At 61.9% G+C, this 15362-nt stretch carries 15 protein-coding genes and 1 other RNA gene; 4 read left to right on the top strand and 12 right to left on the bottom strand.

The genetic code is table 11. The annotated features are described in order from the left end of the window. Positions 1 to 114 precede the first annotated feature (114 nt). The 5 genes from P775_RS17210 to mgtE all read right to left on the bottom strand — a co-directional run bounded on the left by P775_RS17210 (position 115) and on the right by mgtE (position 6011). Positions 115 to 855, bottom strand: a complete 741-nt coding sequence (locus P775_RS17210; RefSeq protein ID WP_099912132.1) for a YebC/PmpR family DNA-binding transcriptional regulator — start codon at positions 853 to 855, stop codon at positions 115 to 117. Between the two features lie 103 nt (positions 856 to 958). Then, positions 959 to 2752 carry an SLC13 family permease gene (locus P775_RS17205; protein ID WP_099912131.1) on the bottom strand — a complete coding sequence of 598 codons (1794 nt, stop codon included), beginning with the start codon at positions 2750 to 2752 and terminating at the stop codon, positions 959 to 961. A 371-nt stretch (positions 2753 to 3123) separates the two neighbouring features. Then, on the bottom strand, positions 3124 to 3936 hold the full coding sequence (locus tag P775_RS17200; RefSeq protein ID WP_099912130.1) for a TIGR00282 family metallophosphoesterase: 813 nt from the start codon (positions 3934 to 3936) through the stop codon (positions 3124 to 3126). 123 nt (positions 3937 to 4059) lie between these two features. Continuing rightward, complete coding sequence (locus P775_RS17195; RefSeq protein ID WP_099912129.1) at positions 4060 to 4623, bottom strand: 5-formyltetrahydrofolate cyclo-ligase; 564 nt, start codon at positions 4621 to 4623, stop codon at positions 4060 to 4062. Then, the gene (gene mgtE, locus P775_RS17190) at positions 4620 to 6011 is read right to left on the bottom strand and encodes a magnesium transporter (RefSeq protein ID WP_099912128.1); all 1392 of its coding nucleotides are present in this window, start codon (positions 6009 to 6011) and stop codon (positions 4620 to 4622) included. The genes P775_RS17195 and mgtE overlap by 4 nt, the downstream gene beginning before the upstream one ends. A 135-nt stretch (positions 6012 to 6146) precedes the next feature. On the opposite strand from mgtE, the gene guaD reads away from it, so the two are divergent. Continuing rightward, a complete protein-coding gene (gene guaD / locus P775_RS17185; RefSeq protein ID WP_099912127.1) occupies positions 6147 to 7442 on the top strand; it encodes a guanine deaminase in 1296 nt (431 codons plus the stop codon). Positions 7443 to 7476: 34 nt separating this feature from the next. Here guaD and P775_RS17180 read toward each other — a convergent pair whose 3' ends face one another. The 4 genes from P775_RS17180 to P775_RS17165 form a co-directional block, all read right to left on the bottom strand. Beyond that, positions 7477 to 7902 (bottom strand): CAP domain-containing protein, encoded by a 426-nt coding sequence (locus tag P775_RS17180; RefSeq protein WP_099912126.1) that lies wholly within the window; start codon positions 7900 to 7902, stop codon positions 7477 to 7479. A 33-nt stretch (positions 7903 to 7935) separates the two neighbouring features. Beyond that, on the bottom strand, positions 7936 to 9276 hold the full coding sequence (locus tag P775_RS17175; protein ID WP_099912125.1) for an 8-oxoguanine deaminase: 1341 nt from the start codon (positions 9274 to 9276) through the stop codon (positions 7936 to 7938). Positions 9277 to 9393: 117 nt separating this feature from the next. Beyond that, a complete protein-coding gene (gene hisN / locus P775_RS17170; RefSeq protein ID WP_099912124.1) occupies positions 9394 to 10194 on the bottom strand; it encodes a histidinol-phosphatase in 801 nt (266 codons plus the stop codon). Between the two features lie 51 nt (positions 10195 to 10245). Then, positions 10246 to 10617, bottom strand: coding sequence for a helix-turn-helix domain-containing protein (locus tag P775_RS17165; protein WP_099912123.1), 372 nt, complete (start codon positions 10615 to 10617; stop codon positions 10246 to 10248). Between the two features lie 297 nt (positions 10618 to 10914). Between P775_RS17165 and P775_RS17155 the strand changes: the two genes are divergently transcribed. Continuing rightward, the gene (locus P775_RS17155; RefSeq protein WP_099912121.1) at positions 10915 to 11877 is read left to right on the top strand and encodes an NADPH:quinone oxidoreductase family protein; all 963 of its coding nucleotides are present in this window, start codon (positions 10915 to 10917) and stop codon (positions 11875 to 11877) included. Between the two features lie 185 nt (positions 11878 to 12062). Here P775_RS17155 and P775_RS17150 read toward each other — a convergent pair whose 3' ends face one another. Further along, positions 12063 to 12905, bottom strand: coding sequence for a LysR family transcriptional regulator (locus tag P775_RS17150; protein ID WP_099912120.1), 843 nt, complete (start codon positions 12903 to 12905; stop codon positions 12063 to 12065). A gap of 124 nt (positions 12906 to 13029) precedes the next feature. Between P775_RS17150 and P775_RS17145 the strand changes: the two genes are divergently transcribed. After that, a complete protein-coding gene (locus P775_RS17145; RefSeq protein WP_099912119.1) occupies positions 13030 to 13242 on the top strand; it encodes a DUF1127 domain-containing protein in 213 nt (70 codons plus the stop codon). 204 nt (positions 13243 to 13446) lie between these two features. Next, positions 13447 to 14187, top strand: a complete 741-nt coding sequence (locus P775_RS17140; protein ID WP_099912118.1) for a Bax inhibitor-1/YccA family protein — start codon at positions 13447 to 13449, stop codon at positions 14185 to 14187. 362 nt (positions 14188 to 14549) lie between these two features. Here P775_RS17140 and rpmG read toward each other — a convergent pair whose 3' ends face one another. Next, positions 14550 to 14717 (bottom strand): 50S ribosomal protein L33, encoded by a 168-nt coding sequence (gene rpmG / locus P775_RS17135; protein ID WP_099912117.1) that lies wholly within the window; start codon positions 14715 to 14717, stop codon positions 14550 to 14552. Positions 14718 to 14816: 99 nt separating this feature from the next. Beyond that, positions 14817 to 15262: RNase P RNA component class A (gene rnpB / locus P775_RS17130), an RNA gene on the bottom strand. Positions 15263 to 15362: the final 100 nt, after the last annotated feature.

Below are 15362 nucleotides of genomic sequence, written 5' to 3'. Positions count from 1 at the left end.
GGGCGGGGTTTCCCCCGCCCCGCTGGAAATCCACTCCCCAGACCCCCGCCATATGAAAACCATACGCACTCCATACGGTTTCCATACGCGGTTTTCAGGGGGTTGCGGCGCAGATCAAAGCTGCGCCATGACCTCGTCGCTGGCTTCAAAATTGGTGGTGACGCGCTGCACGTCGTCGTCATCTTCCAGCGCCTCGACCAGCTTCATCAGCGACTGCATGCCATCCAGATCCAGCTCGGTCGTGGTGCCCGGGCGCCAGACCAGCTTGGTCGAGTCCGATTCCCCCAGCGCCGGTTCCAGCGCGGTGGCCACCTCGTTAAGATCCGTGTCCGCACACCAGATGATGTGGCCCTCTTCCGACGATTCCACATCCTCTGCCCCGGCTTCAATCGCCGCCATCATCACCGTGTCGGAATCGCCGACCTTGACCGGATAGGTGATCTCGCCTTTGCGCTCGAACATGAAAGCAACGGAATTCGTCTCTCCCAGATTGCCGCCGTTCTTGGTAAAGGTCGACCGCACATTGGATGCGGTGCGATTGCGGTTGTCGGTCATCGCCTCGACAATCACCGCGACACCATTGGGGCCATAGCCCTCATAACGGATCTCGTCATAGTTTTCCGCATCGCCACCGATGGATTTTTTGATAGCGCGATCAATGACATCCTTGGGAACGGATACCGATTTCGCCTCTTTCACCGCCAGCCGCAGACGCGGGTTCTTTTCCGGATCCGGGTCGCCCATCCGGGCCGCCACGGTGATCTCTTTCGAGAGCTTGGAAAACAGTTTCGACCGCACAGCGTCCTGACGCCCCTTGCGGTGCTGGATGTTGGCCCACTTGGAATGCCCCGCCATGGTCATGCCCCTTTGAAAATGCCTGAATTTCGCCCGGTCTTATAGGGCAGAGCATGGGTCACTAGCAAGCCCGTCCAGACAGGCAATCTGGACGGGCCACAGGCTAGGGCTGCGGCAGTTCCAGCGGCCAAAGCAGCGGAATCGCAATCGAGGCCAGAACACCGATCACCACGTTCATCGGAATCCCGACCCGCAGGAAATCGCTGAACCGATAGCCCCCGGGGCCATAAACCATGGTGTTGGTCTGATAGCCGATCGGTGTCGCAAAACTGCAGGACGCTGCCACCATCACCGCAATCACCAGCGGGCGCGGATCGACGCCCAGCGCCGTGCCAAGGCCGATGGCAATGGGTGTCACAACCACCGCCACGGCGTTGTTGCTGACCATCTCTGTCAGGGTCGAGGTCAGCAGGAACACCGCCCCCACAAGGAAAACATGCGGCAATGCAGCAAGGTAGGGTGCAATCCCCCCCACGATCAGCTCGACCGCGCCCGAGGATTCAAGGGCCGCGCCGATCGCCAGCATGGCAAAGATCAGCGCCAGCAACTGCCCCTCGACAAAGGAAAACGCCTCGTCCGCATCAATGCAGCGGGTCAGCAGGACAACCGCCACGGCAATCACCGCCAGCGCAAGAATCGGTGCCACGTTAAAGGTCGACAGCGCCACGATGCCGATCAGCGCCCCAATCGCCACAGGCGCATGGCCCCGCCGGTAGGCCCGCGCCGAGGGCTGCGAGACATCAACCAACGCCATCTCCTCGGCCAGCCGCTTGATATCCACCGGCGCGCCTTCCAGCAGCAGTGTGTCGCCCACCCGCACCACAAGCTCGTCCAACTGCCGCCCGATGTTCTGGTTGCGACGATGCACAGCCAGCGGATAGACCCCGAACCGCCGCCGCAGTCGCAGCGCGCCCAGCGACCGCCCGACCATCTTGCACCCCGGCGTGATCAGCACCTCAACGGTAGATGTTTCGACTGCCGACACCTGATCCACACGCTTCAGCTGAGGATTGCTCTGCAGGCTCAGAAGTTCACTCATCTGCGTGCGCAGAACCACCCGATCGCCGACCTGCAACGACACCCGGACCAGATCGCGACGCAGTGATTCATCGCCCCGGATCACGTCGATCAGACGCACACCTTCGCGTTTGAACAGCTGCACGCTCAGCACTTCGCGCCCGATCAGGTTGCTGTCAGGGGGAATCACCGCCTCGGTGAAGAACTTCATGCGGCTGCGGTCGCTCAGCATTCCTGCCATGCTGGTCCGGTTGGGCAACAGGAAACGCCCCGCCAGCGCCAGATAGCCCATCCCCCCGGCCACAAGAATCAGCGCCAGCGGCGTCACCTCGAAAATCGTAAAAGGCTCCAGCCCCTGCGTGCGTGCCACCCCGTCCACCAACAGGTTGGTCGAGGTCCCAATCAGTGTCGTCGTTCCGCCCAGAATCGCCGCATAGCTGAGCGGGATCAACAACTTGGACGGCGCCACACCCAGCACCCGCGCCAGCTGAACAAAGATCGGCAGCATCACAACCACAACCGGCGTGTTGTTCAGAAAGGCCGAGGCGACCAGCACAAAAGAAAAGATGCCCATCATCGCCACCTTGGGCCGCTTTTGCACCTGCGTCTGCGCAACGCTGGTAAAGGCATCCAGCGCCCCCGTCCGCACAAGCGCGCCCATGACAATGAACATCGCGGCGATGGTCCAGGGGGCCGGGTTGGACAGCACGTTCAGCGCATCATCATAAGACAGCACGCCCAGCGCCAGCAGCACAGCGCTGCCACCGATGGCCACCACTTCGGTCGGATAGACCTCGCGCACAAACAGCACGAACATGCCCACCACGACCGCAATCGTGATAATCGCCTGTGCGTTCTGGCTCAGTTCGATAAATTGCATTCTGAATGACTTCCCTGCGCGTTAAACACCTGCAATTTGACGGACAGGCCTGCCTAGTACAAGCAGCCCTCGCTGTCGCAGTGCTACCAAAGTCGGACATGCCCAAATAAGGGCCGGATCGCACTCCTATCTTTCCCTCACCACACGAGACGGAACTGGACAACCCGAAAAAAGCTTCTCATTTCCAAGCCGAAGGTAGTTTCCATCGACTGGGGTAAAAATAATCACCGACGGAATTAACCCTGCACAACCGGGCCTCCCCGAAAATAAAAAAACATCTCAGGTCAGGGAAACCCCGGCCGTCCGTGCCCGTGGCAAAAGGCTCTGTCGCGCCGAAACCAAGAACCACAAAGCCACCCGCCAAAGGCCTGTCACGGCGCGGCCTGTTCCAGCCGTCCGCCCTGGCGTATCATGCGGATCTGCGTGGCCTTGCCCGTGCGGTCGTCGGTTTCGACGTAAACCCCGCTCAGCGTTGCCTCACCCAGGGCGGGCTGGAACCGCGTCTTGCCCATGCCGGTGACAAAGCGGCGCATCGGTTCGGCCTTGTCCATGCCGATGACCGAATTGTAATCGCCGCACATGCCCGCATCGGACAGAAAGGCCGTGCCACCCGGCAGGATCTGCGCATCACCTGTGGGCACATGGGTGTGCGTGCCGACCACAAGGCTCGCGCGGCCGTCGCAGAAATGACCCATGCCCATCTTTTCGCTGGTCGCTTCACAATGCATGTCCACAAGGATCATCTGCGCCTGCCCGCCCAGCGGATGTGCCCGCAGAACCGCGTCAGCCGCCGAGAACGGATCGTCAAAGGCGCGCTTCATAAAGACCTGCCCCAGCACCTGCAGCACCAGAACCTTGCGCCCGCGCGCATCCGAGAAAAGCCGATGGCCCCGTCCCGGCGCCTGCTTGGCAAAATTGATCGGGCGCACGATCCGGGTCTCGGATTCGATAAAGCTCATCATGTCCTTCTGATCAAAGGCATGATCGCCCAGCGTCACGCAATCGGCGCCCGCATCCAGGATCCCCTTGGCATGTTCGCCCGTCAGCCCGGCCCCGGACGACGCGTTCTCGCCGTTGACCACAACAAAATCAAGCTTCCACTCGGCGCGCAGCCGGGGAAGGTTTTCACTGATGGCGGCGCGCCCGGCACGTCCCATCACATCACCCAGGAAAAGTGTTCTCATGCGGCGTTGCGTAATCTTTGGAACGCAGAAAGCAAAGAGGTATTTGGCGCCTTGTCGCGTGGATCGAGCGCTTGATTGGGGGCCAACCCCCAAACCCCCGGGATATTTATGGGCAGATGAAGATCAAGGGCGTGCGGGGGTGATGGCCTCGGCTTCGGTCACGATCAGGTCAAGAGGCTGATCGGTGGGTTCAAGGGGCAGATCCTGCGCCTCTTGGGCGCCGTAGGCAAAGCCGATGGCAAGGATCGGGCCCTGACTGCGCAGCAGTTCCAGCGTACGGTCGTAAAAGCCGCCGCCATAGCCCAGCCGCCCGCCCGCGCGGCTGAAGGCCACCAGCGGCACGATCAGAATCTCAGTAAGGATAAAGCGGTCCACAGCGGGCACCATCGCACCGAACGGACCGTCACGCAGGGCACAGCCCGGCTCCCACAGCGAAAATTGCAGCGGCTGTCCCTTGCCCAGGATCACCGGCACGGCAACAGGACCATGGGCCGCGGCCTCCTCCATCGCCACGCGCGGATCGATTTCGGTGCGGATCGGCAGGAACCCCGCCACCGGCACCCCGCGATAGCCCGCAAGAACGCTGGACAGGATGGCGGCACTGTTGCCTTTGTCCGCCTCATACGCCGCCTTGCGCCGGGCAAAAGCCGCCTTGCGCGCCTCTGCCTTCGCAGTCTCCAGGTTCACAACAGCACCAGAACCGCAAGGCCCAGAAAGGCGAAGAAGCCGACCACATCCGTCACCGTCGTCACAAAAGCCCCCGATGCCAGCGCCGGATCCACCCCGGCCCGTTCCATCAGGATCGGGATACCGATGCCCGCAAGCCCGGCCACCACAAGGTTGATCACCATGGCCGAGGCGATCACATATCCCAGCTGTACCGAGCCGAACCAGAACAGCCCAACCAGCCCCATGATCACCGCAAAGGCCAGACCGTTGACCAGCCCCACCGCCACCTCGCGCCGGATCACCCGCCAGACGTTCGACCCGGTAAGGTCCTTGGTCGCCAGCGCACGCACTGCCACGGTCAGCGCCTGCGTGCCCGCATTGCCCCCCATTGACGCCACAATGGGCATCAGCACCGCCAGCGCCACCAACTGTGCAATCGCCACCTCGAACTGTGCGATCACCATCGACGCCATCACGGCGGTCACCAGGTTCACCGCGAGCCAGGGAAAGCGCTGCTTGGTCGTCTCGAACACCGAATCCGACAGCGAGCTTTCGCCAACCCCCGCAAGACGCAGGATATCCTCTTCGTGTTCTTCATCCAGAACGGACATGGCATCGTCGATCGTGATCACCCCGACAAGCCGTTCGCTTTCATCCACGACCGGGGCCGAGATAAGGTGGTACTGGTTGAACGCATAGGCCACGTCGCCGTCATAGCGCGTCACCGGGATCACATGGAACGTCTCCTCGAGGATCGAACTCAGCATCACCTCGCGCCGCGCCGCCATCAGCTTGCCCAGCGCGACATTGCCCACCGGGCGCAGACGCGGATCGACCAGCACAATGTGATAGAAATGATCCGGCAGTTCGTCAGTGTTGCGCAGATAATCGATCGCCTCGCCCACGTTCCAGTGTTCGGGCGCCATCACCACCTCGCGCTGCATCAGACGACCGGCGGAATATTCCGGATAGGTCATCGACTGCTGCACTGCGACCCGGTCGCTGTCTTCCAGCACCTCAAGGATGGCGTCCTGCTGGGTCTGTTCCAGATCCTCGATCAGGTCGACCACATCGTCGCTGTCCAGCTCGCGCACCGCCTCGGCCAGCACCTCGGGCGACAGCAGGTTGATCACCTCTTCGCGGATGGATTCGTCAAGTTCGGTCAGGATCTCGCCGTCGAATTCCCTACCGTAAAGCTTGATCAGACGCATCCGGTCAAAGGCGTTGATCTGTTCCAGCATGTCCGCGATGTCCGCCGGGTGCAGCGGCTCCATCAGCTCGATCAGCTTTTCGCGGTCATTGATATCGACCGCATAAAGGATCGCCGCGACCGCCTTACGTTCCAGCGTATAAGCGTCTTCTTCGTGCTCAGCCTCGGGGGCCAGAACCTCTGTCTCGTCGCTCATGGTCGCACCTCGCTGCCGCCTGCTTGTTGCGAGTGATCTTAGAAGATAGATCTGACAAACGACAGGGCCGAGACGTGATTTCCCTTTGCCGGGCGCCCTATCAGCATTGCATTCTAGCGATAAGCAGGGCCCCATATGTCACATGACACGCTACTTCTGGGACAGACGCTGTCCTTTGACAGCTCTCCCTTTGAAAACGGCCCCGAAGCGGCGCGTCACCTCACCCACGGCGGGGTTCTGATCCGCGACGGGAGGATCCTGGAAACCGACGACGGCGCGACCCTTCGCGCGGCCCATCCCCAGGCGCGGGTCGAGGATCATGGCAATGCCCTGCTCTGCGCGGGATTCATCGACGCCCATGTGCATTATCCCCAGACCGCGATGATCGCGAGCTGGGGCAAGCGGCTGATCGACTGGCTCAACAGTTACACCTTCCCCGAAGAAATGCGCTTTGCCGACCCCGACTATGCCGCTGACATCGCCGGGCGGTATCTTGATCTGACCGTCGCCAACGGCACCACCACCGTCTGCAGCTATGGCACCATCCACCCGGCCAGCGTCGATGCGCTGATGGGCGCTGCGCAGGCACGCGGCCAGCGGCTGCTGGCGGGCAAGACCTGCATGGATCGCAACGCGCCCGACGATCTGCGCGACACGGCGCAATCGGCCTATGACGACAGCAAGGCATTGATTGAAAAGTGGCACGGGCAGGACCGGCTGTACTATGTGATCACGCCGCGGTTTTCCCCCACCTCGACGCCCGAGCAGCTGTCGGCGCTTGGCGCGCTGTGGGCCGAACACCCGGATCTGCTGATGCAGACCCATCTGTCGGAACAGGTGGATGAAATTGACTGGGTCAGATCGCTGTACCCCACCGCGCGCGACTATCTCGACACTTATGAAATGCACGGGCTGCTGGGGGCTAATGGCGTCTATGGCCATGCGATCCATCTGGAGCCGCGTGAACAGGACCGGCTGGCCGAGGTTGGCGCGGCGCTGGTGCATTGTCCGACCTCGAACACCTTTATCGGGTCGGGACTGTTCGACATGGCCGGGATGATGGCGGCAGGGCAGCGGGTGGGGCTGGCCACGGATACCGGCGGCGGGTCATCCTTTTCCATGCTGCGCACCATGGCGGCGGCCTATGAGATCGGCCAGCTGCGCGGCTGCGCGCTGCACCCCTCCGAGCTACTGTGGCTGGCAACCGTCGGGTCGGCGCAGGCGCTACGGATCGACCAGCATGTGGGCACGCTGGCGCCGGGAAAAGAGGCGGATATCATCGCGCTCGACCTCTCCTCGACCCCCGCGATCGCGCAGAGGGCAAACCGCGGCGGAGATATCTGGGAGGCGCTGTTTCCCACCATCATGATGGGCGATGACCGCGCCATCAAGGCGGTGTGGATTGGCGGGCGCGCCGTGGCGCTGGCCTGAGGGCTGTGGCCGCAAAGGCCTGCAGCGCGTTGGATCAGCAGCCTTCGCGCCCCAGCTCCATCACCCAGATATTGCCTTTGGCTCGGGCCAGTCCAAACACCCGCACATCGCGTTTCAGCATGTTGCGCCGGTGCCCGGGGGATCCGGCCCAGCCCGCCATGACCGCCTCAAGCGATTTCTGCCCCTTGGCGATATTCTCGGCCAGGGAACAATAGCGAAAGCCCACCGCACCCGCCCGGGCCGCAATATCCGACCCGTTCGCCCCGGTGTGCGAGAAATAGCCCCGCTGCGCCATGTCCTGCGCATGTCTTTCAGCGGCAAGCTGGAGCTTTTCAGAAATCACAAGCGGCGGCAGGCCCTGCTGCGCGCGCAAAGCGTTCAGCGCCTGCGCGGCCCCGGTCACAGGCTCTGCCGCGACAGAACTGGCCATCATCAGGATCAGAATGCACAGAAAGCGCATGTTAAAGCCTCCATTGTTGTTATTTTTTTTAAATCACATCGCCTCGGCAAGACGGCGCGCCAGCATGTTTTGGTGCGCAATCACCGCGCCAAGGTCCAGCGTCGTCACCTGCCCGTCGCGCACGATCTGGCGCCCTTCGACAATCAGATGCCGCACCTTGGACGGCCCCGCCAAGAGCAGCGCGCCGGCGTCCCAGTTTCCCGCCGCCTCGATGCCAGACATATCCCATAGCGCAAGATCGGCGCGTTTGCCCACCGCGATCTGCCCGCAATCGTCGCGGCCCAGCACCTCGGCCCCGCCGCGCGTCGCGATCCACAGCGCCTCGCGCGCGGACATGGCATCGGCGCCGCGCGCCACCCGTTGCAACAATAGCGCCTGACGCGCCTCGCCCACCAGCGACCCAGTGTCGTTGCTGGCAGAGCCATCCACGCCCAGACCAACCCGCACCCCGGCGTCACGCATGGCCCGCACGGGGGCGATACCGCTGCCCAGACGGCAGTTGGAACAGGGGCAATGGGCGTCGCCGGTGCGGGTTCTGGCAAACAGATCAATCTCTTGCGCATCGAGCTTCACGCAATGGGCGTGCCAGACATCCTCGCCGGTCCAACCCAGATCCTCGGCATATTGCCCGGGGCGGCAGCCGAATTTGGCGAGGGAATAGGCGACATCCTCGTCATTTTCTGCCAGATGGGTGTGCAGGCGCACGCCCTTGTCCCGCGCCAGCAGGGCGGCGTCGCGCATCAGTTCGCGGCTGACCGAAAACGGCGAACAGGGCGCGACACCCACCCGCACCATCGCGCCGGGATTGGGGTCGTGAAAGGCGTCGATCACCCGGAGGCAATCGTCAAGGATCGCGGCCTCGGATTCTACCAGCGAATCCGGCGGCAGGCCCCCGGCGGATTCCCCGATGCTCATCGCGCCGCGCGTGGGGTGAAACCGCATCCCGATCTCGGTCGCGGCGTCAATCGTATCGTCTAGCCGCGCGCCATTGGGGTAGAGGTAAAGATGATCCGAGGTCATCGTACAGCCCGACAGCGCCAGCTCGGCCAGCCCGGTCAGGGCCGAGACCCGCATCTCTTCTGGGCCAAAGCGCGCCCAGATCGGATAAAGTGTGCGCAGCCAGCCGAACAGCAGCGCATCCTGCCCGCCCGGCACCGCCTTGGTCAGGCTTTGATACAGGTGATGATGGGTGTTGATCAGGCCCGGCGTCACCAGACAGCCCGACGCCTCGATCACCTCGCCCACAGGGGGCAGGTTTGGCCCAATCGCAGCGATGACCCCGCCCCGCAGCAGGATATCACAGCTTTCATGTTCGCTTTGCGCGTCATCCATCGTCAGGATTTTGCGCGCATTTCTAATAAGGATTGGTGACAAGGACAGCCTCCACACATCAGCTTGCGCCCTTTTCGGTGTGAAGTCTGCCGCCGGATGACAGAAAAGGGTCTCAAGGACTCATCCGGCAGACACTTTTAGGCCGCACTGCCCGATTCGTCAGCCCCCAAGCAGCGCAAGCGCCTGCGCATGCAGCGCAGGTGTGGCCGCAGCAATGATCCGCCCGCCCGGATGGGCCGCCCCCCCCTGCCAATCGGTCACGATCCCGCCCGCCGCCTCAATCACGGCAATCGGTGCGTGAATGTCATAGGGGTTAAGACCGGCCTCGATCACCAGATCGACCTGCCCCGCCGCCAGCAGCGCATAGGCGTAACAATCCATGCCATAGCGCGTCAGCTTGACCTGCTCAGAGACGCGCCTGAACGCGGCCCCCTCCTCGGCTGTGCCGACTTCGGGAAAGGTGGTGAACAACACCGCCTCGTCCAGCTGCACCGTGTCGCGTACCGCCAGCGCACCGCCACCCTGCGGACCTGTATACAAAGCGCGCCCAAAGCCACCCTCGAACCGCTCGCCAATATAGGGCTGATCGATCAGACCATAGCGCGGCCCACTCACATCAGACAGGGCAATCAGAACGCCCCATGTCGGCGTGCCGCTGATAAAGCCCCGCGTTCCGTCAATCGGGTCCAGCACCCAGGTCAGGCCACTGCTGCCGGCTCGCGCACCAAACTCCTCGCCCAACACGGCATCCTCGGGGCGGTCCCGTTTCAGAATCTCGCGCATCTCGGTTTCAGCCGCACGATCCGCGGCAGTCACCGGGTCAAAGCCCTGGCTCAGCTTGTTGTCAGACCGCAGCCCCGGACTGCGGAAATAGGGCAGGACGGCCCGACGTGCAGCATCTGCCAACGTATGGGCCGTCTCAATGATATTCTGCTGATCTTCGGTCGAAATATTGATCATGCGGTGCTCCTGCAGTCTGCTGTCCCCAGCTACTGCAGGCATCGTGCAGGCTCAAGCAACGTCGGACAGGACCCGCGCAAGTTCGAAAAGGCGGCGCCGCTGATTTTCCGGAATGGCGTAATAGGAACGCACCAGATCCAGCGCCTCCTTGTCACCAAACAGATCGGCAGGCACACCATCGTGAACGGGCGTACCGGAGTCCTCGGTGGACAGACCTTCAAAGAAAAAGCTCACCGGAACTTCCAGCGCATCTGCAATATCCCAAAGACGCGACGCACTTACGCGGTTCGCACCTGTTTCGTATTTCTGAATCTGCTGAAACTTTATGCCAACGCGCTCAGCCAGCTGCTGTTGCGTCATACCCACCAGCCAACGGCGGTGGCGAACACGTTTTCCGACATGGACATCTACAGGGTGCGTCATTAATTGTTCTTCCTTCGGCTACTAAATCAGAAAAGCAGATGCAGCCAGGAAAATACCTCGCGACATCATCACACATTCGGCTGAGCACCCCTTCAGCCTTCCAGAAACTACAGCTTAAAAGTTTGGATACGCAAGAAAATTGATATCCATAAACTGTATTAGGTTAATCAAATGCAGCTTCCGCGCGAGGCACAAAGCGCCAAAAGCCTTATCCCCTAAATCTATCATAGTCTCTAAGCATTTGACAATAAGATGAAATAACGCAGTACTGAAATTCAGGACAAAAGGATTCAGCAAATGCGTGTCTTTATGACTATGTCACATGACATAGCGCCCTCTTTGGGGACCCTTCCGGTGCCGGATCCGGCTGCCAAAGAGATTCGCGTCAAAGTTGCGGCCTGCGGGCTGAACTTTGCAGACCTCCTGATGGCCAGCGGCAGCTATCAGGAAACACCGCCCCTGCCCTTCACTTTGGGGATGGAAGTGGCAGGAACCATCGACGCCCTGGGCCACGATGTCTCGGGCTTTGCGCTGGGGGACCGGGTCGCGGTGTTTGGCGGGCAGGGTGGCCTGGCCGAGTATGGCTGCTTTGACGCCACCCGCGCCGTGCATCTGCCCGATGCCATGCCCTTCACCGATGCCGCCGCCTTTCAGGTCGCCTATGGCACCAGCCATCTGGCCCTGTCCCACCGCGCCCGCCTGCAACCCGGCGAGACGCTCCTGGTGCTGGGGGCCGCGGGCGGTGTCGGCCTCACCGCAGTCGAAATCGGCAAACTCATGGGTGCCCGCGTTGTGGCTTGCGCACGCGGCGCGGACAAGCTTGCAGCCGCACAGGCCGCAGGCGCCGATGTCCTGATCGACGCACAGACCGACGATCTGCGCGCGGTGATGAAGGACCTCGGCGGCTCGGATGTGGTCTACGACCCGGTCGGCGGCGATCAGTTCACCGCCGCCTTCCGCTCCTGCCGACCAGAGGCGCGCATTCTCAGCATCGGGTTCGCCAGCGGCGCCGTGCCGCAGATCAAGGCCAACCACCTGCTGGTCAAGAACATCACCGTGCACGGTGTCTACTGGGGCGGCTATCTGCAGTTCAGCCCCAAGGTGCTGACCGACAGTCTGGCCACCCTGATGGCCTGGTACAGCGCGGGCCGGATAAAACCCCATGTCAGCCACATCCTGCCCCTCGAACAGGCGGCAGAGGGGATGGAACTGCTGCGCAGCCGCGCCTCGACCGGCAAGGTGGTGATTAAAATCACCTGATCCCCCGGTTTCATCTGCCCCTAAATATCCCCGCCGGAGGCACTCCACCCCTCCACACAAACAGCCGCCCGACACAGCGCGTCACGGTGCAACCAGACTGAGGCTCCGCTCTGCAAGGGCGGGGCCGAGGCATCCGTGCCTGCCCCCATCCGGGGCAGGCTCCTCAGGATCGTAGCGCAGCAGGATCACAGCGCCGCGAATCCCTGCCGGATCATGTCCGACAGGGCGCGCAGGGGCTCGCCTTTTGCACCGCCGGAATGCAAGTTGATCTTCATCGTGCCCAGATCGGGCAGGGCCTCGCCCACGTCAATCGCCGCCAGCTGCGGCGGCGCATGCCCTTCGAGAAGCGCGACCACCCCCAGATCCGCACTCACCGTCGCCTCGATGCTGCGGTCACTGTCCGAATCGATCACCTGAAACCACGGCACACCAGCCGCATCCAGCCGCCGGATCACCGATGAGCGAAACGCGCAGATCCGCGCCTGAGCATAGGGCAGTGGCCGCTGCCGCCAGGCTGTCCCGCCCGGCGCCCCGTGCCAGCGCAACGGCGTCTCCTGCAAGGTCTCGCCATGGCTGTGTTCCTCAGTGGTCAGGATGATGTCGACCTCTCCGCGCCCGTATTCCTGCAACAGGGTAAAGGTGTTCGACGTCTTCAGATGCACCTGCATTCGCGGAAACGCCGCGTTGAACCTGCGCAGCACCTGCGGGACGACCGGGTACAGAATATCCTCGGGCACCCCGAAATAGACCTCGCCCTCATAGATCTGATCCGTCAGTTTAACATAGATCTCATCGTTGAGATCAATCATCCGCTGCGCATAGGTCAGCAACTGCTCACCCGACGGCGTCAGTGCAACCCCCCGCCCCGACCGGTCCAGCAGGTTCAGATCCAGCATCTCTTCGAGCCGCTTGAGCTGCATCGACACCGCAGATTGCGTCAGGTTCAGAAACCCGGCCGCGCGGGTCACGCCCCCGGATTGGGCGACCGCCACGAAAGAGCGCAGCGTCGTGATGTCCAGATTTCGCATTCATCACATTCCTTGATGGCACATCTCAATAACATTCGTTTCACATATGTATCACAGGGCACATATACATCAAGCAACAACATACGACTCACCAACCTCATCACCAGAACTGAAGGAGGCTCCCATGGCCCTCACAGCAACACTCGCCCGCCTGCAACCCCGCCCCTCGCGCAGTCTGCTCACAACCTTGCTCGCCGCCGCCGCGCTTTATCGTCAGCGCCGCGCCCTCGCCCGTCTGGACGATCACGCCCTGAACGATCTGGGCCTGACCCGCAGCGACGCCCTGCGCGAAGCAAACCGCCCGATCTGGGATGCCCCGGTGAACTGGCAGGCCTGACCCATCCGCAGCACACGACCGGCCCTGATTTGCAACAAATCCGCAGAATCCCCCGCTGCCTGAACCCTTTGGGGGATTCATGACCATAAAGCTCGGTTTTGGCGCTATGTCGCACCGATAAACCTTGAATACACGACTTCGATTGCCAATATTAATGACACGCGCCGGGCTCCCGGCAGACATGTTCTTTTTTCGGAGGCTTCAATGGCTGAATTCAAAACAATCGGGACGACGACGGCATCCGGTGCCCGCGCCCAGATTGATCAGGGTCTTCGGACCCACATGAACAAAGTCTATGGAACGATGTCCGTTGGCATGCTGCTGACGTTCCTCGTCGCATGGGCAGTGGGCACCAGCCCGGATCTCTTCAACATCCTGCGCGATCCCACGACGGGCAGCATGACCATTCTCGGCTGGGTCGTGATGTTCGCGCCGCTGATCATGGTCTTCGCCTTCAGCGCGATGATCAACAAATTCTCGGCAGCTGCCGCACAGGCCTTCTTTTATGCCTTCGCCGCCGTGATGGGTCTGTCGCTGGCCTGGATCTTTGTTGCCTTCACCGGCATGTCGATCGCGCAGGTCTTCCTCGTGACCTCAATCTCCTTCGCCGCGCTGTCGCTGTACGGCTACACCACCAAGAAGGACCTGTCCGCCATGGGCACCTTCCTGATGATGGGTGTGATTGGCCTGATCGTGGCTTCGGTGATCAACATCTTCATCGGCTCGCCCGCGATCATGTTCGCGATCTCGATCCTCGGTGTGCTGATCTTTGCTGGCCTCACCGCCTATGACACGCAGTCGATCAAGAACGAATATATCGAACATGCCCGCCACGCGGACAGCGAATGGCTTGGCAAGTCGGCGATCATGGGCGCGCTGCGTCTCTACCTCGACTTCATCAACATGTTCATGTTCCTGCTGCAGCTGTTCGGCAACCGCAACTAAGCGACCCCACAGTCCCATAAGAACCACAAAGGCCGGTCTTCTGACCGGCCTTTTTTATGGTGCGCAGGCACCGACCTGCCGTCGCCGGGGAGCGGGTTGCGCGAACGACAGCGCAGCGTCCCGCGCGCATCGGCAGTGCAAAAGCGCCCCAGCAAGCCCCCTCTCGCCCCGCCGGAGACAGGCCGCCAACGCCCTGCATCCACGCCCTGCCAGCACTGCCGGATCGCAAATACCTCAGCCTTGGCCCTCATCCTGCAAAAGCGGCGCAGCACACACATCTCCAAACGCAAAAACGCCACACCGGATTTCTCCGATGTGGCGTTTTCCTGTCCCTCGGGTATCCCGAGTTCGGAAGGGCGATCTTATTTGATCTTGCCTTCCTTGTATTCGACATGCTTGCGCACAATGGGGTCGTATTTATTGACCGCCATTTTCTCTGTCATCGTGCGTGCATTTTTCTTGGTCACGTAGAAGTGGCCGGTGCCTGCTGTCGAATTCAGGCGGATCTTGATTGTTGTCGGCTTCGCCATGGTCTGTCTCCTGCAACAGGCCGTCCGCGGCCCGTGAAATCATAGAACCCGCCTTTTACCTATGGCACCGCCCAAGTCAACGGCTGAACAGAGAATAAATTGCGCGGAGGGCCTGTAAGCCGGATTCTGTCTGCGACAGGTTGCCCTGCCGGAGATGGCCATTCCTCTAGGCCACGCATTACTACGTGGCTCAAGCTGCCAACCCGGACCCCTGGGCTGAAGCGGCCCTGCAGTGATATCCCCGTAAGGATCAATCCCGCGCGGGGTCCCTATTCGGCGTTGCTCCCGGTGGGGCTTGCCATGCGGGTCCTGTTGCCAGTCCCCCGGTGGGCTCTTACCCCACCGTTTCACCCTTACCCGCCGCAATCTCCGTCGGCACACCTCTGGAATGTCCATTGGCGCACCTTCGGTGCGACGGGCGGTCTGTTCTCTGTGGCGCTGTCCGTCAAGTTGCCCTGCCCGGGCGTTACCCGGCACCGTTGCTTTATGGAGTCCGGACTTTCCTCGAAGGGGACAAGCCCCCTCGCGACCATCCAGCCCTCCGCGCCCCTGCGCCATAAGCGTCGCCGCCGCCGCGGTCAATGGCCCAACACCGCACCGGGCCGTGCCTGTCGGAATTGCGAGTGTAGATTATGAAGACGGGCA

Origin of the sequence: Puniceibacterium antarcticum (assembly GCF_002760615.1) — a bacterium.
In the GTDB taxonomy this organism is placed as follows: domain Bacteria; phylum Pseudomonadota; class Alphaproteobacteria; order Rhodobacterales; family Rhodobacteraceae; genus Puniceibacterium; species Puniceibacterium antarcticum.
This window is presented reverse-complemented; position numbering and strand designations above follow the sequence as displayed.